The organism is Rhizobium sp. Root1203 (assembly GCF_001424945.1).
GTDB lineage: Bacteria > Pseudomonadota > Alphaproteobacteria > Rhizobiales > Rhizobiaceae > Rhizobium.
In genome coordinates this window covers 59,055-76,469 of record NZ_LMCW01000016.1, presented here as the reverse complement: position 1 = coordinate 76,469, position 17,415 = coordinate 59,055, and the positions used below count along the sequence as shown (strand labels likewise).

Below are 17,415 nucleotides of genomic sequence, written 5' to 3'. Positions count from 1 at the left end.
CGGCGAAATCCACGTCGCCCGAAATGCGGCTACTCTGTCAGGGTGCCAGGACGCCGCCGGGCATGGCGGTTGCCGCAGCACTCCTTGAAGGTCTTTCCCGAACCACACAGGCAGGGATCGCCGCTCCGCCGCTGTAGCCGGCCGATCAAGGGCAGCAGAAGCGCCGACGGCAGCAGCGTCGCTGCCACGGCCACCAGCTTGGCCGAGATGCCCGGCACGACAAGCCGCCGGCCGGACTTGAACCCGCGCCAGGCACGTTCCGCCACATAATGCGAATCGAGCTTCGGGAGAATTTTGAACAGCGCTGCCCTGTCGGCACCGGATCGCTCGAGGAATTCCGTCGCCACGGGTCCCGGGGCGACGCAGGTGACGGTCACCCCGGTACCGCGCAATTCCTGGTGAAGAGCTTGCGAAAAGGAGCGCACGAAGGCCTTGCTGGCATAGTAAAACGCCATGCCCGGCCCGGGCGTGAACCCGGCAATGGAACCGAGATTGAGCACGCCGCCGCGCCCGCGAGCCACCATGCCCGGCAAGAACCGGAGGGTCATGTCGCTGAGGGCGCGTATGTTGAGATCGATGATCCCGAGCTGATCGTCTCTTGCAAGCGTCGTCGCCGCGCCGCGCAAACCGTAGCCCGCGCTATTGACCAGCACGTCGCAAACCAGATCGTTGGCGGCGAGGAAATCCTGCAGGCGCGCCGACGCATCGACCGCCAGGAGATCCAGCTCGAACGTGAGCGGCTCGCCGCCGGCTTCCTTGACGTCGGTTGCGGCAGCGGCAAGGCCGTCGGGCGAACGTGCAACGAGAACGACGACTGCGTGCTCGCGTGCCGCAACCTTGGCAATGGCCCTGCCGATACCGCGGGACCCGCCGACCACCACGACAGCCGGACGCAACGCGCCGTCACGGGTCATGTCGCCGTTCCCGAAACCGCCTCGCGGTGAGCGGCGGCCTGATCGAGGCGCCTCACCTCGTCGGCGACGTCGCCATTGAGTATCGCTTCGAACCGTTCCAGTGCGCGCGCCACATTGGCTCCGTCCATGACCCTGTGGTCGTAGTGGATGCGCACCGTGACCAATCCTTCGTCGGTGATCTGGCCGTAGTTGAAGATCGTCGTCAGAGGGGTCAGCGGATTGAGGGATTCGGCGCCGAGGCCGGAATAGACTGACAGCTGGAAGGTTCCGAAATAGCGCGCCCGTTTCTGCCCGAGATTGAGTCCCAGCCACATCAGCAGCCATCGGATGGGTCCCGGTGCACGGGCAATCTTCAGCGCACGCCGGAACTCCTTGACCTCCAGAACCGGGCGTGATCGCGCCAGCTCGATCAGGGACCCGAGTTCGGCGAGCGAACGTCGCTCCGGATGCTTGATCGTTGTCAACAACACGGCCCGCTCACCCTCGTAATCGCGCTCGTGGGCGACAGACGCAACGCTTTCCGGGTACTCATAAAGCTGCGGCTTGGGGAATTTGACGTAAGCACGTCGAAAATCAGGCGTCTCGCGCGAAAGAAGCGCATAGCCCTTGAGGAAAAGCACGGTCCACGAGGGCCGATCCGGCTGCGCCTTTCTGGCCTCCAGAAGCTCCCGGAGATTCATTTGCCGCTGCACGGTGACCCGCGGCACCCCGATGGAGAACCGCATCAGATCTCCGACAAGGCGTCGCGGCGCCGAAAGCTTGATGGCTCTGCCTCGCATCACGCCACCTCTAATAAAGATAGGGGATAATTCGCTTCGTCCTGTCCATATAGGCGCGGTACTGAGGGCCGAAAAGCTCGAGCATCATTCGCTCCTCCTTGTCCACCCGCAGAAAAAACAGAATTGCAAAACCGATCACGCCTGCCAGTCCTACCACCCAGTTCGACAGCAGGAATGCCTGACCGAGGCCCATCAGCAGGAAAGAAGTGTACATCGGGTGGCGGATAAGGGCGTACGGCCCGCCGGATACAAGCTCGTGCTTTTCGCGAATCTCCAGCGTTATGGACCAATTGCGCCCGAGCGCCTTGTGCGTTCTGCGAAAGACCCACATTGCCGCGCCATACAGCAACGCTCCCACGACCACAGCCCATATATGAGCGGGGTAGTCAGCCGCACGCGGTATGCCGGTCGCCACATAGAAGGCGGGGACGACTGCCAGCCCGAGCATCGCAAAGGCAAGCCCAGCCGCCTCTGAAGTCGAGCGTTTATGACTGACAACCCTGACCCGCTTGGCGCGACGCTCAAAAGGATACCGAATAATATACCAGGCGATGACGCCGAGTACCCACGCCAACTTACCAAAAGCAGCTATGCTCAATTAAACCACCCAGGCCCTTCTGTATCCTGTAATCGGCAGGGCAGATGGCATACCCAATACCATCAAGCCGCCGTATTCATCTCTCTCAGCTTTGTCACAAACTGCTGCGGCCGGAGCCATATGCTAGGCGTCTTATATCCCATTGAGGCAGCAATTTCCCCAACAAAATTGTTGCAGTTGGACACAGATGCCTGCCAGACTTTCGATTTCGCCTGCAACTGCCGGATAGATGCAACGACCTTGTTGTATTCGGCTTGCGTCAGCAGGACGCGCCAGCTTGCGGACCGGTATTCTTCCTCCAGGTCACCATCGGTTACGCCGGTCGTGGCCGGCACAGGCACGAAGTGACCGAGCACGTAGGCATCGACATTGCCGGACGGGGCGAGCCCGGCGACTTCCTGGGTGGCGACCCCGCCGGCTTTGTTCAACCGACCGAAAACCACGTAGGTGTGGCCGTAGCTCAGCGCATAGCGCGAGCGGAATTCTATGAAGTACTGGCCCTCTCGTTTCTGAGAAGCAGTGCCGACGGATCCGCCAGTGGCGTCCGAAACGAACCTCGGCTGAGGCGGCTTATCTTCAGTTTGACAGGATGTTGTCGCAAGCGCGACTAGGACCAGAAGGGATAGAGAGCTTTTGGTAAGCGGCATAGCTGCGCTTCATCTCCGGGATCGAGTGAGCAAAGATACAAAGCCAGCTCGACGGACTTTCAATGCGAGCCACGGAACTGGTTTTGCCCGAAAAGCGAAGTGTGGGAAGGGCCACGAATGCCCCCTCCCGCGTTCAGCTAGAAGTCAGCTGTCACTTATAAACCGGTGCCGGTTCCGCGGCAGGTGGCGGGGCTTTCCCCTTGCCCTTACCAATGGTTCCGCAAGCTGTCAGGCTCGACACCGAAAACAGCGCAATCAGGCACATAACTAGGATTCTGCTCATCAAGTAGTCCTCTCCGTTTCGCATGGAATAAGGTTATCGAAGGCAACGATTCTACTAATAGCCGCAAAATTCGTCGAAGCCAAGCGCTGAAAGGCAAATGCGTAGGTCTGCCCGGCTCAACGCCTCACAATGCCTAACAGAGCGTGGCAACGTCGCCACAAAATGTAAGGATCATATGACCAATACTTGCGTTCCCACGGGGACGCGACTGTAGAGGTCGACGATATCCTCGTTCGTTAGGCGAATGCAGCCATTCGACACTGCCTGGCCTATCAGCCACGGCGCGTTCGTCCCGTGCAGACGAAAGTAGGTGTCCTGCCCACCGCGGTAGAGATAGAGGGCTGCGGCACCAAGCGGATTGTTGGGACCGCCAGGAACGCCGCCTGCATATTGCCCGAGATTGGGCTTGCGTTCGATCATGCTTGCGGTGGGGGTCCATGACGGCCATTCCGCCTTGCGGCCGATGGTCGCCCTGCCTTTCAGCGTAAGACCTTCCTCGCCCACAGCCACAGCATATCGCATCGCCCGGCCGTCGCCCTCGATATAATAAAGCTGGCGCTCGTAGGTATTGACGACGATGCTGCCCACCGGTTCACTACCGGCATACTCTACCTCCTTGCGGACGTAGCGACGCTTTACGCCTGATGAGGTAAGTCCCGACCCTAGCGGCCAATTCGTAGTACATCCCGTAGTCAGTATAGCCAGCGAGCCCAACACAAGCCCGCGACGCGTAATATTGTGTTCGTCCATGTTTACCTGCTAAGCAATTGGTGAGCCCCTATCTTCTCCTTTAGCATCCGAATCCCTTTCGGCCAAGTCTCCCAACCGATGCACAGGAGATTCGATATTTCAGAGCAATCGGGGGTTACCATTTGTTGTTATGCTCCATATGAAGTGGATCTAGGCGAGCGCACACCACGCGTCGCGGGCAACACACAGGGGCTTCCGCTTAGGTGAGCTGAATTCTCTGTTGTGGGCTACGAATGAATTTTATTGCAGTATGCGTCGGCCTCTGCTCGATTGTATCGCAATGGGGGAGCAAGGATAAAAATGAAATTCGACTTCGAAGGGAAAGTCGCGATTGTGACGGGTGGCGGGTCTGGAATAGGCGCGGCCATATCGCGGCAGCTTGCGGACGAAGGCGCTGAGGTTATCGTCGCCGACGTCGACGCCGGAACAGCGAACGCCATCGCAACCGAGATTCGCTCACAAGGAGGCAAGGCGCGCGACTTCGTTGTCGATGTCACCGACGCTGCCGCCGTTGAAAGGCTTGTCGATTTCGCCGTCCGGGAATGTGGCGGGCTGCATCTGGCAGTCAACAACGCTGGGGTCGACGGCGTCCGGAAGGCGACCTCCGACTACCCGCTCGACAACTGGATGAAAGTGATAGACGTCAATCTGAATGGCGTCTTCTACTGTATGAAATACGAGATCGCCGCCATGCTCGGGCAGGGTGGAGGGGCCATCGTCAACATGTCCTCCGTTCTTGGCTCTGTCGGATTGCCGACGGCCCCTGCCTATACGGCGGCCAAGCACGGGATAGTCGGGCTGACGAAGGTTGCGGCGATGGAATATGCGCGACTGGGCATCCGGATCAACGCTGTCGCCCCCGGCTGGATCGAAACGCCGCTTCTCTCGGAGCATACGGAGGTCGCAAGCACGCGACGGATGATGGCACTGCAGCCAATGGCCCGCCGCGGAACACCGGAAGAGGTATCCGCCCTCGTGTGTTTCCTGTTGTCGGAACAGGCCAGCTTTATCGCTGGAAGCTGCCATCTGGTCGACGGAGCCTATAGCGCTCACTAAGGCTAATTCACGTCATCCGGAAGCACCGGCAGCGCGGCAATCTCGATGCCTTCTTCAAGCAGGGCCTGGGCTTCGTCAGGCGTCGTCTGGCCGATGATGCCGCGGGCGTCGGCTTCACCGTAGTGGATCTTGCGTGCCTCTTCCGGAAAACGTGTGCCGACGTCCTCGGAATTGGCCTTGATGGTGGACACGGCCTCCTTGAGCTTCAGGAAGGCTTCACGCCGCATCGTGTCCATCGCAAGCGTCTGCATCTCGCTCTTCTTGCGCGCAGTGGCAACGGACGGCGCCATCAGCAGCTTTGAAATGGAAGGGGAACTGCACACTGGGCAGGTCAGAAAACCAGACTCGACTTGACGCTCGAAATCCGCACTTTCGGAAAACCAGCCTTCAAATTCGTGTGCGTTTTCACAACGAAGCGAATAACGGATCAAGCGGCTACGCCTCCTGTGGCGGCCCCCGCAACCTTCTCTACGGAAAACTCCCGAGCATTCGCAAGGTTCGGAATCTTGTCATGCGCAGCCTTCACCGCCGACGTATCGATCTCGGCGACAATCACCGCTTCGCCGGCAGGCCCGGCAGCTGCCAGCACCTTGCCCCATGGATCGATGATCATCGAATGGCCAAATGTCTCGCGCCCGTCTTCATGCAGCCCCGCCTGCGCGGCGGCTACGACGAACACGCCGTTCTCGATCGCACGGGCACGCAGAAGGATTTCCCAATGCGCCTCGCCGGTCTGTTTGGTGAAGGCGGCGGGCACCGTCATCACCTCTGCCCCGGCAACGGCCTGAGCACGGAAGAGCGCTGGAAACCGCACGTCGTAGCAGATGGCAAAACCCATCTCGGCAAAAGGCAGCGACAGTACCCGTGCCTCCGTTCCAGGCCGGTACGCAGCGCTTTCGCGCCAGCTCTCGCCATTGTCGAGGTCGACGTCGAACATGTGGATTTTGTCGTATCGATTGAGGATCCTGCCGTCCGGGCCGAAGAGATAGCCGCGATTGGCAAGTTTGCCGCCGTCAAGCGCAATCGCCGTCGAACCGACATGCATGTAGATGCCAAGTTCCTTGGCGAGTTCTGCGCCGGTGCCGACGATGATGTCGTGGGCTTCTTCCCGCAGCAGAGACTTGGCCGCCGCACGGTCGCGTTGCAGCATGCCGGTCATCTCGGGCGTCTGCACATAAGTCGCGCCCCTCGCGGCCGCGTCGCGCACGAGTCGGGCCATTGCGGCAGCGTTTCGCTCGGGATCCACGCCCGAGCACATTTGAATGGCGGCAGCCCTGAAGGTCATCGATTTTCCCTAAGCTGCGAGCAGTTGATCGAGCTTGCCTGCCCGGTCCAGCGCAAAGAGATCGTCACACCCGCCCACATGCTGTTCGCCAACGAATATCTGCGGAAAGGTCGTGCGGCCATTCGACTTGCCGATCATCTCCTGCCGGAGATCCGGCGAGAACGTCGCATCGTGCTCCAGGAAGTCCACACCCTTTCCGGTGAGCAAGGACTTTGCCCGGCTGCAGTAGCCGCAGGCTTGGCGCGTATAGATCGTGACGGGTACCATGTTGGCTCCAGAAAAATGCACGTATTCCCTCCGTCATATAGTTTCTGAAAGTGCCCTTGCAAAGGTCAAAACCGTGATGTCGGCGGCGCCGGCCTTGCGAAGAGCCCTGGCGGCGGCAGCAACCGTGGCGCCGGTGGTGTAGACGTCGTCCACAAGCACAAGCCGTTTGCCGGCGACATCACCTTCGTGTCCCTTTGCGACGGCGAACGCCCCGCGTACGTTGTCTTCTCGTGCTCTTGCGCCAAGCCCCACCTGCTGGCGTGTACGCCGGATGCGCAGCAACGTGCCCGGCAGGAACGGCTTGTCCGACTGCTGCGCCATATGCCGCGCGAGTTCCGCCGCCTGGTTGAACTTGCGCGAAAACATACGCGTCCGATGCAAAGGGACCGGCAGGATCGCATCGCAGCGTTCGATCGTCCCGTCCGCCGCCCTGAGCATCCAGACGGCCATCATCGGTGCGAGATCGGTTCGATCGCGGTACTTCAAGCCATGCACGAGATTGCGGACCGCATCGTCATGGTAGGCCGCCGACCGCAGCCTGTCGAACGGCGGTGGATTGGCGATTGCTTCGGCGCTCAGTATGCCCGGACCCAGATCATGCGAGAACGGGACGCCGAGGACCTCGCAATAGGGCCGCTCGATAAACCGCAGGGCGGACCAACACTTCGGACACAGGCCGCGGTGCCTGCCGGTCGCGACGCCGCAGAAGGCGCATCCGGGCGGATAGACGAGATCGACGACGAACGCCAGCGGCCGCAGCAGCAGCGTTCGTTCCAGCCTCCGCAATCGTCCAAACCCGCACAACCCCATGGCGACAGACTAGCCCGTTTCCCGTCGCAGGAAAATCGCCTTGCCGCACCGGTCCGGCGGGATTATGGACTCGGTTCATGGATATCATTTTCGACAAGGCCCGGATCGCGGCGAACAGGCATCGCGCATTGAGCAACAACGATCCGAAAGCGGCATTCCTGCTCGATATCGCGGCCGAAGAGCTCGGAGAGCGTCTCGCCGTCGTCGAGCGAACCTTCGAACACGCCGTCGAACTGCATGGCGCAACGGGCGCAGCCGCCCGTGCAGCGAAAGCGACCGGAAAGATTGCCAGCCTGACGAGGGTCGAAAGCGAACGGACGCGTGCCGAGGCGGACGACACATTCATCGAGGCGCCCATCGAGACGATTCCGCTCGAGCCGCAATCGGCCAATCTGGTGCTTGCCCCGCTCAGCCTGCACCTGACCAACGACACGCCGGGGATCTTCATCCAGATTCGTCGCGCGCTGAAGCCGGACGGCCTGTTCCTGGCCGCCATACCTGGCGCAGGCACCCTGCAGGAACTTCGGGAGGTGTTGCTTGCGACCGAGATCGAGATGACCGGCGGCGCAAGCCCGCGCGTCATCCCCTTTGCCGATGTGCGTGATGTCGGCGGACTGATGCAGCGTGCCGGCTTTGCCCTTCCGGTGATCGATGCCGAAACCTATACGGTGCGGTACGATTCGATCTTCCCGCTCATGCGCGATTTGCGGGCAATGGGCATGAGCAATCCACTGGCCGAACGCAGCCGCAAACCACTGACGCGGGCATTCTTCCTCAGGGCGGCGGAGATCTACGCCGAGCGCTATGCCGATCCAGACGGTCGCATCAGGGCGACGTTCTCGATCATCTATGTCTCGGGTTGGGCGCCGCACGAAAGCCAGCAGAAGCCACTCCGACCGGGATCGGCCAAGGTCAGGCTTGCCGACGCGCTGAAGGTCGAGGAGCACAAGCTCAAGCAGTGAGGCGAGTCTTTCTGGGCGGTGTCAGTTGCGCAGATGCATCTCGTTGCTGATGCCCAGGAACACATTGCTGATGTTGTTGCTGAGCACGCCCATGCCCGCCAAAAGCGCGACTGATATGACCGCTGCGATCAGGCCGTACTCGATGGCGGTTGCGCCGTCGATGTCTGCGAAAATTGCCCTCAGAATTCGCATCGCCGTCCTTTGCACCAAGCAATTGCTCATTTAGTCCGCGTGCCCGTGCTGGGCGCCGTCAGCAGCCAACTCCGCTACCGTATCCCTGAACGACGCAGACGGAACCAGGCGTTTCCTGGAGGACGCTGCGGCGGATGGTATAGCGCTTGCCGTTCTCCGTCTTCGGGATCGAGCCTGTCGTGATCGAATCGAATTCGGATGGTGCGCTGGCAAATACGCTGGATTTCGACTTGTCGGCGAGCATCGGCGTCAGGATCAATGTCAGTGCCACGACGGCTGTGCCGAACAGCAACGCAATGTTCAGCGCCCCCGTCTTGCGCGAGGCAGCCGAAGCTTGTTCTTTTTCCCGAACTGCTTTCCAGAAATCGTCGTCCATGCGTCAAGCCTTCTACACACACGCCAGTTGCTTGATTGAGGCTGATCTATGTCAGAAGGTGTTAAACGATCGATTAATATCCACAGCCAAATCGGCACGACCGCGACTTTATTGCAGACACTGCTAAAGTAAGTCCTGCAAAACCGGGATGAGCGGCTCGTCGGCGGGCGGCATGGGATAGTCGCGCAGCGCCTGCGGCTTCACCCACTTGATGGCCTGGCCCTCTTTCCCGTGTGGGATTCCTTCGTATCGCCGGCACACATAGAGCGGCATCAGCAGATGGAATTTCTCGTACGTGTGGCTGGCAAAGCTGAGCGGCGCCAGGCAGGCAATCTTGGTGGTGATCCCCAGTTCCTCGTGCAGTTCTCGCACGAGCGTTTCCTCGGGCGTTTCGCCCGGCTCTACCTTGCCTCCCGGGAACTCCCAGAGACCCGCGAGCGACTTGCCTTCGGGGCGCTGCGCTAGGAGAATTCGCCCGTCGGAATCGATCAGCGCGCACGCCACGACGAGCAGGATGCTTCGCTCCGTCTCGCTCATTGCGATAGCTCCCGCCGCCAGTAGGAGTAACGATAGGCCTCGCGGAAGCCGAGGCGTTCGTACAGGGCCAGTGCCGGCGCGTTGGTCGCCTTGACCTGTAGCCAGGCTGAGCGGGCACTGCGCATGCGGGCCCAGCGCAACGCCGACGTCAGAATTTCCAGGCCGAGCCCTTCGCGCCGGCGCCCTTCAGCGACCGAAAGCGACATGATGCCTGCCAGATCGTTGTCCTGAACGCAGAGAACAGTCGCCAGAGGCCCCGTCTGCGGATCCTCGATCATGAAGAGACCCGACGGCGGCTTGATCGCATTGATGACCTCGGCAAGTGCGGGCTTCAGCTTTGGAGACACCTGATCGGTCGCCAGATTGGCGTCGACGAAACGGCCGATATCATGCGTCGGAAGATGATCGAGCGTGTCGGGCAGTTCCGCGTGTGCCAGGTCGCAGGTCATGACGATCGTCTCGTCGAAGTGCGTCCACTGCTCGGCCCTGACGAGGTCGACCAGTACCGGCGATGCGAGTGGTGTCTGGCGCAGGACGGCCGGGCGACCATATGCCTCGAACCTGCGGCTGGCCTTGGCGAGGCGGATTTCGACGTCGCGATGATCGGAGGGGTCGAGCGGCACGATGGAATTCAGCCTGTTCGACGGGTGTCCGGCTGTCAATCGTACCTGCCAGCTGCCGTCGTACTGAACGGATGAGGCCGGCCAGGCCCGGAACCCGACAGCCTCGAGCCTGCGAACCAGCGGCAGATTTGCCTTCTTGGGGAATGCTTCGGTCAATGGACGATCAGCTCCGATAGTCACCATTGATGGCGACATACTCCTTTGTGAGGTCGCAGGTCCAGACAGTCGCCTTACCGTTGCCGAGACCGATCTCGACTTTCACCGGAATGTCCTGATTTTTCATCACGTCGGAGGCAGCCTGCTCCGAATAGCCCGCGTCGCGTTCGCCGTTGACAGCAACGCGCACATCGCCAAACCAGATGGCAAGGCGATCGCGGTCGGCCATTTCGCCTGATTTGCCGACAGCCATCACGATACGGCCCCAGTTGGCGTCCTCGCCGGCTGCCGCTGTCTTGACCAGCGGCGAATTGGCGATCGAGAGTGCAATTTTCTTGGCGGCGGCATCGCTTTCGGCGCCAGTCACCGTAATCTCGAGCATCTTGGTGGCGCCTTCGCCGTCACGAACGACCTGCAGGGCGAGATCCCTGAGAAGATCGTTGAGCGCTGCACGGAATGAGCCGAGGCGCGGATCGTCGGCCGCCTCGACCCGCAGCTGGCCATCTTCGGCCGCCGCACCCGTGGCAAACAGCATCAGCGTATCGGATGTCGACGTGTCGCTGTCGACCGTCATCGAATTGAAGGTCGGATCTACCCCGGCCGACAGCATTGCCTGCAGTGCGGCGGGCGCGATATCAGCATCGGTGACGACAAACGACAGCATCGTCGCCATGTCGGGCGCGATCATTCCCGCGCCCTTGGCGATGCCATTGATCGAAACCCCGACCCCGTCGATCTCCGCGCTGCGGGTGGCGACTTTCGGATAGGTATCGGTGGTCATGATGGCCTTGGCGGCTTCGAACCAGAAGTCCCCGGTCGCGTCGGCATGGAGCGTATCCAGAACGCCTGAAAACTTGGTCGCGTCGAGCGGCTCGCCGATCACACCCGTCGAAGCGAGATAGATCTCGCGCTCGCTGCAGCCGACGGCCGCAGCGGCGGATTTCGCAGTCAGCGCTGTGGCCTCGCGGCCCTTGATGCCGGTAAAGGCGTTGGCATTTCCGGAATTCACGACAACTGCACGGGCCGTGCCGTGCGGCAGATTGGCACGGCAGAAATCGACAGGAGCGGACGGGCACTTCGAGCGGGTGAAGACCCCCGCGACGGCCGCCGGCTTGTCGAACACCATCATCAGAACGTCGGTCCGGTTCTTGTACTTGATCCCCGCGGAAGCGGTAGCCATGCGAACGCCGCGGACGGCGGGCATGGAGGCAAAGGATTTCGGGGCGAGCGGAGAAACGGAACCGGACATGATGATCGACCTGGCTAGGAGCATTCCCCGGGCGAATGGAAATCGGTTCGCCGTCAGGAGATGCGACAACAGAAGATAGTGAAGGGCCCGGAAGAACCGGGCCCTGGATCGATGTTACTACTGCGGCTGCGCGGCGGGCGCATCGCCCGGCTGCGGCTGCTTGTTGGCATCTTCGTAGCCCTTCCGAAGGGCCTCGTCCGTGATGTCGACCTTGGACTTTTCCTTCGCTGCGGCGAGAAGGGCAAGATACTTGTCGCGCATGACGAGCTGACGAACCTGGTCCTTGACCTGGTCGTACGCCGGCGGAGGTGCGTCCCGCTTATCCTCGACCTTGATGACGTGATAGCCGAAATCGGTTTTCACCGGGGTCTTGGAGTATGTGCCCTTGTCGAGGGTGAAAGCGGCCTCCTCGAATTCCTTGACCATGCGGCCCTTGGTGAAATAGCCGAGATCGCCGCCGTCCGCCTTGTTCGGGTCGGTGGACTTTTCCTTGGCGAGTTCAGCGAAGTCCTTGCCGGCGTCGAGCTGCTTGATGACGTCCTTGGCTTCATCCTCGGTCTTCACCAGGATGTGGCGAGCGTGCACTTCTTCCTGCTTCGGCAGCGCAGCCACTTCCTTGTCGTAGCGCGCCTTCACTTCGTCGTCGGTGACCGTATCGACGACATGCTTCTTGAAGTAGGCGTTGTGCAGCTCGCGATCGGCGAGATACTGCATGCGCTTCTTGAACTCGGCGGACTGGTCGAGCTTTTCGGCGGCCGCATCCTTGGCGAGCAGCTTGACGTCGATTGCCGCAGACAAGGCTGCAACCTTCTTCTGATCGTCGGGAAGCTGTGCGAGCTGCGGGTCGAGATTGGCGACAGCCAGGTCCAGCTCGGACTGATGAATTTCGACATCGCCGACCTTGGCAACCACGGCATCCGGCTTGTCTTCAGCGCGGACCGGTGCCTGGAACGCAACAAATGTTGCGAACGCCACGACGGCGATTTTGTTGTAGTTCAACATCAAATAACCCTTCACAGTTAAACCACCGGCTTCAACTTCGTGAATCCAGCCTGAAACAGCCATCAACACCGGAATGTGGCCTTTCTATATCAGCCAAATCCGTTGACATCATTCGACCCCCCTCTTATCTGTCACGCAACCTCGCGTCCAGAACAGTTTCCTGGCGTTTCGAGACGTGCGCCTGAATTTCGGCCGGGCCGCGGATAAGAAAAGCCGGGGAAGTATATTGAGAAAGGACCAGTCATATGGTCAGCTTTGGCGGTATAGCCCGCAAAATATTTGGCTCTGCCAACGATCGCCGCGTGCGGTCCTTCCAGCCGAACGTCGACGCAATCAATGCGATTGAAGAAAAGACGAAGGCGCTGTCCGACGAGCAGCTCGCTGCCCAGACGGTCGAGTTTCGCAGGCTGCTGGCGGAAGGCAAGACGCTGGACGACATCCTCGTCCCGGCTTTCGCCGTCGCTCGCGAGGCCTCGCGCCGCGTTCTCGGCATGCGACCTTTTGACGTACAGCTCGTCGGCGGGATGATCCTGCATTCGAACGCGATCGCCGAAATGAAGACCGGCGAAGGCAAGACGCTCGTTGCGACGCTGCCGGTCTACCTCAACGCACTGTCGGGCAAGGGCGTGCACGTCGTCACCGTCAACGATTATCTCGCGCAGCGCGACGCCGCCACGATGGGCCGGGTCTACGGCTTCCTCGGCCTGACGACCGGGGTTATCGTCCACGGCCTCTCGGACGAGGAGCGCGCCGCCGCATACGCCTGCGACGTCACCTACGCCACCAACAACGAGCTCGGCTTCGATTATCTGCGCGATAACATGAAGTACGAGAAGAACCAGATGGTCCAGCGCGGCCACAACTTCGCGATCGTCGACGAAGTGGACTCGATCCTGGTGGACGAGGCGCGCACGCCGCTGATCATCTCCGGACCGCTGGACGACCGCTCCGATCTCTACAACACGATCGATGCCTATATACCGCTGCTCGCCGAAGGCGACTACGAGATCGACGAGAAGCAGCGCTCCGCCAACTTCTCCGAGGAAGGCACCGAGAAGCTGGAAAACCTGCTGCGCGACGCTGGACTGCTGAAGGGCACGGGGCTCTACGACATCGAGAACGTCGCGATCGTCCACCACGTCAACAACGCGCTGAAGGCCCACAAGCTGTTCCAGCGCGACAAGGACTACATCGTCCGCAACGATGAAATCGTCATCATCGACGAATTCACCGGCCGCATGATGCCGGGTCGCCGTTATTCGGAAGGTCAGCATCAGGCCCTCGAAGCCAAGGAACACGTCAAGATCCAGCCGGAAAACCAGACGCTGGCGCAGATTACCTTCCAGAATTACTTCCGCATGTACGGCAAGCTTGGCGGCATGACCGGTACGGCGCAGACGGAAGCGGAAGAATTCGGCAACATCTACGGCCTCGACGTCATCGAGGTGCCGACCAACCTGCCGATCCAGCGTATCGACGAGGACGACGAGGTCTACCGGACCTTCGAAGAAAAGTTCAAGGCGATTATTGCCGAGATCGCCGAGGCCCAGAAGCGCGGCCAGCCGGTTCTCGTCGGCACCACCTCGATCGAGAAGTCGGAATTGCTCGCCGAGATGATGCGCAAGCAGGGCTTCAAGAACTTTCAGGTCCTGAACGCCCGCTACCACGAGCAGGAAGCCTATATCGTCGCCCAGGCCGGCGTGCCGGGTTCCGTCACGATCGCCACCAACATGGCGGGTCGTGGTACCGACATCCAGCTCGGCGGCAACCTCGACATGCGGATCGAACGCGAGCTCGGCGAAGTCGAGCCCGGCCCCGAGCGTGACGCCAGGATCGCTGCCATCGTCGAGGAAATCAAGGAACTGAAGCAGAAGGCGATTACCGCCGGCGGTCTCTATGTCATCGCCACCGAACGCCACGAAAGCCGCCGTATCGACAATCAGCTGCGCGGTCGTTCTGGCCGTCAGGGCGACCCGGGGCGTTCGAAGTTCTACCTGTCGCTTCAGGACGACCTGATGCGCATCTTCGGCTCCGACCGCATGGACAGCATGCTGACCAAGCTGGGTCTCAAGGAGGGCGAGGCAATCGTCCACCCCTGGATCAACAAGGCTCTGGAGCGCGCGCAGAAGAAAGTCGAAGCCCGCAACTTCGACATCCGTAAGAACCTGCTCAAATATGACGACGTTCTGAACGACCAGCGCAAGGTGGTCTTCGAACAGCGTCTGGAGCTCATGGAATCGACCAATATCTCCGAGACCGTTTCGGACATGCGCCGTGAGGTAATCGAAGACCTGGTCGAGAAGCACATCCCCGAGCGCGCCTACGCCGAACAGTGGGATGCCGTCGGCCTGAAGGAACAGACGAGCGCGCTGCTCAATCTCGACCTGCCGGTCGAGGATTGGGTCAAGGAAGAAGGCATCGGCGAAGACGATATTCGCGAACGTCTCACCGAAGCCGCAAACGCGCTCTTCACCGAGAAGGCAGAACGTTTCGGCGACGACATCATGCACTATGTCGAGCGCTCGATCGTCATGCAGACGCTCGATGCCCTGTGGCGCGAACACATCGTCAACCTCGACCATCTTCGCTCGGTAGTCGGCTTCCGCGGCTACGCCCAGCGCGATCCATTGCAGGAATACAAGTCGGAAGCGTTCGAACTCTTCACGTCACTGCTCAACAATCTCCGCCAGGCCGTCACTGCCCAGCTGATGCGTGTCGAACTCGTGCAGCAGGCTCCGGCCGAGCCGGAACCACCTCTGATGCAGGCCCATCACTTCGACCCGGATACCGGCGAAGACGACTTCGCGCCGACCTATCAGGCTTCTGAAGTTATTGTCGCCCCGGAAAGCCGCAATCCGGATGACCCCTCCACGTGGGGCAAGGTCGGCCGCAACGAGGTCTGCCCCTGCGGCTCGGGCAAGAAGTACAAGCATTGCCACGGCGCTTTCGAACAGGCTTAAGGCCGGCTTGATTACGTTAGGATGAGGCCCTCGCGACGGAGATGTTGCGGGGGCTTTTTCGTTTCCGGACCGCGCCGGTATTCGCGCAATCATAACATCTCAATCGGTACATTTTTCAGCCGCAAAAGCGTCGCTTTGTTCGCCGAGCTTACGGGCATAGTTGATTGATTGCCGAGGGATTTCATGAGAGCCGACACCCTAGCGGTACCCTATTTCAGCCAGTGGGAAACGCCGGCGATGACCATGCCGGTCGTCACGCAAGGCGCATCGGCCCTCCTCGACGATCCACTCTGGCGGGAATCCGGCGCGGAAACGGCGGAGGAATATGCCCACTGGGCCAGCAATATCTGCGGCATGGCGTGCCTGAAGATGGTCCTGGCCGCACGCGGCGAAATTCACCGGACCATCGACCTTGCCAGGGCCTGCACCGCCTTCGGTGGCTATGTGGTCAATGAAGCCGATCGCTCCATCAAGGGCCTGATCTACGCGCCGTTCGTCACATTCGTTGCCGAGACATTCGGTCTCAAGGCGGAGACGATCACCGGTCTTCCGACAAGCGACCTCCCCGGGCTTCTCCAGAGCAGGACATTTTTCATAGCCTCGGTGAACAGCCAGATTCGCTGGCCCGACCGAGAGCCGCCGTCAAAAGGCGGGCATCTCGTCCTCATCACGGACGCAAGCCCGGACATCATCCGTTTTCACAACCCGTCCGGCCATGACCGGAACAGCCAGGCGAATGTCGCCTTGCCGGTGTCGAACTTCGACCGCTTCTTCGCCAATCGCGGCATCGCCATAACACTCTGAGCATCCGAACCGGGAAAGATTGAGGGCACTATTCATGACGGGCACATTTCCGAACGCAAAGCCGAACGACAACGCGGACCGATCGGCAATTCCGCGGCGGCGCGTGGCGGTTCTGTTCGGCGGCCGGTCGCCGGAACACGATGTGTCGATCCTCTCGGCTACAAATGTCCTGAAAGCGCTCGATCCGGAACGCTACGACGTGGTCCCGGTCTATGTCACGAAAGACGGACGTTGGACGATGCTGGATCCGACGGCGGATCTGTCGACCGCCGCAACGATGGGGGGCGCAACGGAGCTTTGCCTGCTGCCGGGCGGCTTCGGCCGGTTGATCGCCATCTCAGAAGGGGTACCCGCATTCGAGCTGCCGCGCATCGACATCCTTTTCCCGGTCCTGCACGGGATGCACGGCGAAGACGGCTCGATACAGGGATTGGCCGAGGTCGCCCGCGTGCCTCTCGCCGGCTGCGGCATACTGGGCTCGGCAACCGCCATCGACAAGGATATCGCCAAGCGGCTGCTCAGGGATGCAGGCCTGCCGGTGGCAAGATCGGTCTGCATTCACGCCGGCGACACGCCGTCCTTTGATGACCTGGTCGACACACTCGGCCTCCCGATCTTTATCAAGCCCGCGCGCCAGGGCTCTTCAGTCGGCGTCAGCAAGGTAACGAGGGCCGAGGACTTCGCCGCCGCGCTGGCCGAAGGCTTCAAGTACGACCGCAAGCTGCTTGCCGAGGAGTTCATTCGCGGACGGGAGGTCGAATGCAGCGTGCTGGAGCATGCCGACGGCAGCATATTCATTTCTCTGCCGGGCGAGATTGCGCCCTCGGAGAGCCACGGCTTTTATAGCTACGAAGCGAAATACATCGATGAGAGCGGCGCCGTTCTGAGGGTTCCGGCACAATTGCCGAAGGAGGTCGAGGATGAGATCCGGCAGGCCGCCGGGCTGGCGTTCAAGGCGCTCGGCTGCGACGGCATGGCGCGTGTCGACTTTTTCCTTACCGCCGACATGAGGTTCATCGTCAACGAACTCAACACGATCCCCGGCTTTACCGATATCAGCATGTATTCCAAGGCAATGGCCGCGAGTGGTGTCCCCTATCCCGAGATCATCGATCGATTGATCGACCACGCGCTTGCCCGCGCCAGTCGTTGAGCAGGACCGGAT

At 60.8% G+C, this 17,415-nt stretch carries 21 protein-coding genes; 5 read left to right on the top strand and 16 right to left on the bottom strand.

Features of this window, described 5'->3' with window-relative positions:
- Positions 1 to 29 precede the first annotated feature (29 nt).
- From ASC97_RS18110 to ASC97_RS18090, 6 genes are all read right to left on the bottom strand, one after another.
- Positions 30 to 914, bottom strand: a complete 885-nt coding sequence (locus ASC97_RS18110; protein WP_057469743.1) for an SDR family NAD(P)-dependent oxidoreductase — start codon at positions 912 to 914, stop codon at positions 30 to 32.
- A complete protein-coding gene (locus ASC97_RS18105; RefSeq protein WP_057469742.1) occupies positions 911 to 1,693 on the bottom strand; it encodes a hypothetical protein in 783 nt (260 codons plus the stop codon). Before ASC97_RS18105 ends, ASC97_RS18110 begins: the two co-directional genes overlap by 4 nt.
- Before the next feature lie 10 nt (positions 1,694 to 1,703).
- Entirely contained in the window at positions 1,704 to 2,291 is a 588-nt protein-coding gene (locus ASC97_RS18100; protein WP_057469741.1) for a protein-S-isoprenylcysteine O-methyltransferase, read from the bottom strand.
- 62 nt (positions 2,292 to 2,353) lie between these two features.
- Complete coding sequence (locus tag ASC97_RS18095; RefSeq protein ID WP_057469740.1) at positions 2,354 to 2,938, bottom strand: hypothetical protein; 585 nt, start codon at positions 2,936 to 2,938, stop codon at positions 2,354 to 2,356.
- A gap of 151 nt (positions 2,939 to 3,089) precedes the next feature.
- Positions 3,090 to 3,221 (bottom strand): ABC transporter, encoded by a 132-nt coding sequence (locus tag ASC97_RS35395; protein WP_080725444.1) that lies wholly within the window; start codon positions 3,219 to 3,221, stop codon positions 3,090 to 3,092.
- A 171-nt stretch (positions 3,222 to 3,392) separates the two neighbouring features.
- Entirely contained in the window at positions 3,393 to 3,971 is a 579-nt protein-coding gene (locus ASC97_RS18090) for a L,D-transpeptidase (protein WP_057469739.1), read from the bottom strand.
- Between the two features lie 300 nt (positions 3,972 to 4,271).
- On the opposite strand from ASC97_RS18090, the gene ASC97_RS18085 reads away from it, so the two are divergent.
- Positions 4,272 to 5,027, top strand: a complete 756-nt coding sequence (locus tag ASC97_RS18085) for an SDR family NAD(P)-dependent oxidoreductase (protein WP_057469738.1) — start codon at positions 4,272 to 4,274, stop codon at positions 5,025 to 5,027.
- Positions 5,028 to 5,029: 2 nt separating this feature from the next.
- On the opposite strand, the gene ASC97_RS18080 is transcribed toward ASC97_RS18085, so the two are convergent.
- The 4 genes from ASC97_RS18080 to ASC97_RS18065 are packed head-to-tail and all read right to left on the bottom strand — an operon-like array spanning position 5,030 to position 7,365.
- Complete coding sequence (locus ASC97_RS18080) at positions 5,030 to 5,458, bottom strand: DUF1178 family protein (RefSeq protein WP_057469737.1); 429 nt, start codon at positions 5,456 to 5,458, stop codon at positions 5,030 to 5,032.
- Positions 5,455 to 6,312 carry a carbon-nitrogen hydrolase family protein gene (locus ASC97_RS18075; RefSeq protein WP_057469736.1) on the bottom strand — a complete coding sequence of 286 codons (858 nt, stop codon included), beginning with the start codon at positions 6,310 to 6,312 and terminating at the stop codon, positions 5,455 to 5,457. Before ASC97_RS18075 ends, ASC97_RS18080 begins: the two co-directional genes overlap by 4 nt.
- Before the next feature lie 9 nt (positions 6,313 to 6,321).
- Positions 6,322 to 6,579, bottom strand: a complete 258-nt coding sequence (gene grxC, locus ASC97_RS18070) for a glutaredoxin 3 (protein ID WP_057469735.1) — start codon at positions 6,577 to 6,579, stop codon at positions 6,322 to 6,324.
- A gap of 33 nt (positions 6,580 to 6,612) precedes the next feature.
- On the bottom strand, positions 6,613 to 7,365 hold the full coding sequence (locus tag ASC97_RS18065; RefSeq protein ID WP_244481519.1) for a ComF family protein: 753 nt from the start codon (positions 7,363 to 7,365) through the stop codon (positions 6,613 to 6,615).
- 101 nt (positions 7,366 to 7,466) lie between these two features.
- Here ASC97_RS18065 and ASC97_RS18060 point away from each other — a divergent pair, with 101 nt between their 5' ends.
- Positions 7,467 to 8,351 (top strand): methyltransferase domain-containing protein, encoded by an 885-nt coding sequence (locus ASC97_RS18060; RefSeq protein ID WP_057469733.1) that lies wholly within the window; start codon positions 7,467 to 7,469, stop codon positions 8,349 to 8,351.
- Positions 8,352 to 8,372: 21 nt separating this feature from the next.
- On the opposite strand, the gene ASC97_RS33105 is transcribed toward ASC97_RS18060, so the two are convergent.
- The 6 genes from ASC97_RS33105 to ASC97_RS18035 form a co-directional block, all read right to left on the bottom strand.
- A complete protein-coding gene (locus ASC97_RS33105; protein ID WP_082530049.1) occupies positions 8,373 to 8,543 on the bottom strand; it encodes a Flp family type IVb pilin in 171 nt (56 codons plus the stop codon).
- A 58-nt stretch (positions 8,544 to 8,601) separates the two neighbouring features.
- The gene (locus tag ASC97_RS18055; RefSeq protein WP_057469732.1) at positions 8,602 to 8,919 is read right to left on the bottom strand and encodes a hypothetical protein; all 318 of its coding nucleotides are present in this window, start codon (positions 8,917 to 8,919) and stop codon (positions 8,602 to 8,604) included.
- A gap of 123 nt (positions 8,920 to 9,042) precedes the next feature.
- On the bottom strand, positions 9,043 to 9,456 hold the full coding sequence (mutT, locus tag ASC97_RS18050) for an 8-oxo-dGTP diphosphatase MutT (protein ID WP_057469731.1): 414 nt from the start codon (positions 9,454 to 9,456) through the stop codon (positions 9,043 to 9,045).
- Positions 9,453 to 10,262 carry a GNAT family N-acetyltransferase gene (locus ASC97_RS18045; protein ID WP_057469730.1) on the bottom strand — a complete coding sequence of 270 codons (810 nt, stop codon included), beginning with the start codon at positions 10,260 to 10,262 and terminating at the stop codon, positions 9,453 to 9,455. The genes mutT and ASC97_RS18045 overlap by 4 nt, the downstream gene beginning before the upstream one ends.
- Positions 10,243 to 11,484, bottom strand: a complete 1,242-nt coding sequence (gene argJ, locus ASC97_RS18040; protein ID WP_057469775.1) for a bifunctional glutamate N-acetyltransferase/amino-acid acetyltransferase ArgJ — start codon at positions 11,482 to 11,484, stop codon at positions 10,243 to 10,245. Before argJ ends, ASC97_RS18045 begins: the two co-directional genes overlap by 20 nt.
- 117 nt (positions 11,485 to 11,601) lie before the next feature.
- On the bottom strand, positions 11,602 to 12,486 hold the full coding sequence (locus tag ASC97_RS18035; RefSeq protein WP_057469729.1) for a peptidylprolyl isomerase: 885 nt from the start codon (positions 12,484 to 12,486) through the stop codon (positions 11,602 to 11,604).
- A gap of 245 nt (positions 12,487 to 12,731) precedes the next feature.
- On the opposite strand from ASC97_RS18035, the gene secA reads away from it, so the two are divergent.
- The 3 genes from secA to ASC97_RS18020 all read left to right on the top strand — a co-directional run bounded on the left by secA (position 12,732) and on the right by ASC97_RS18020 (position 17,403).
- A complete protein-coding gene (gene secA / locus ASC97_RS18030; RefSeq protein WP_057469728.1) occupies positions 12,732 to 15,446 on the top strand; it encodes a preprotein translocase subunit SecA in 2,715 nt (904 codons plus the stop codon).
- A 183-nt stretch (positions 15,447 to 15,629) separates the two neighbouring features.
- Positions 15,630 to 16,250 (top strand): C39 family peptidase, encoded by a 621-nt coding sequence (locus ASC97_RS18025; RefSeq protein WP_057469727.1) that lies wholly within the window; start codon positions 15,630 to 15,632, stop codon positions 16,248 to 16,250.
- A gap of 34 nt (positions 16,251 to 16,284) precedes the next feature.
- Entirely contained in the window at positions 16,285 to 17,403 is a 1,119-nt protein-coding gene (locus tag ASC97_RS18020; protein ID WP_057469726.1) for a D-alanine--D-alanine ligase family protein, read from the top strand.
- The last annotated feature ends 12 nt before the right edge of the window (positions 17,404 to 17,415 follow it).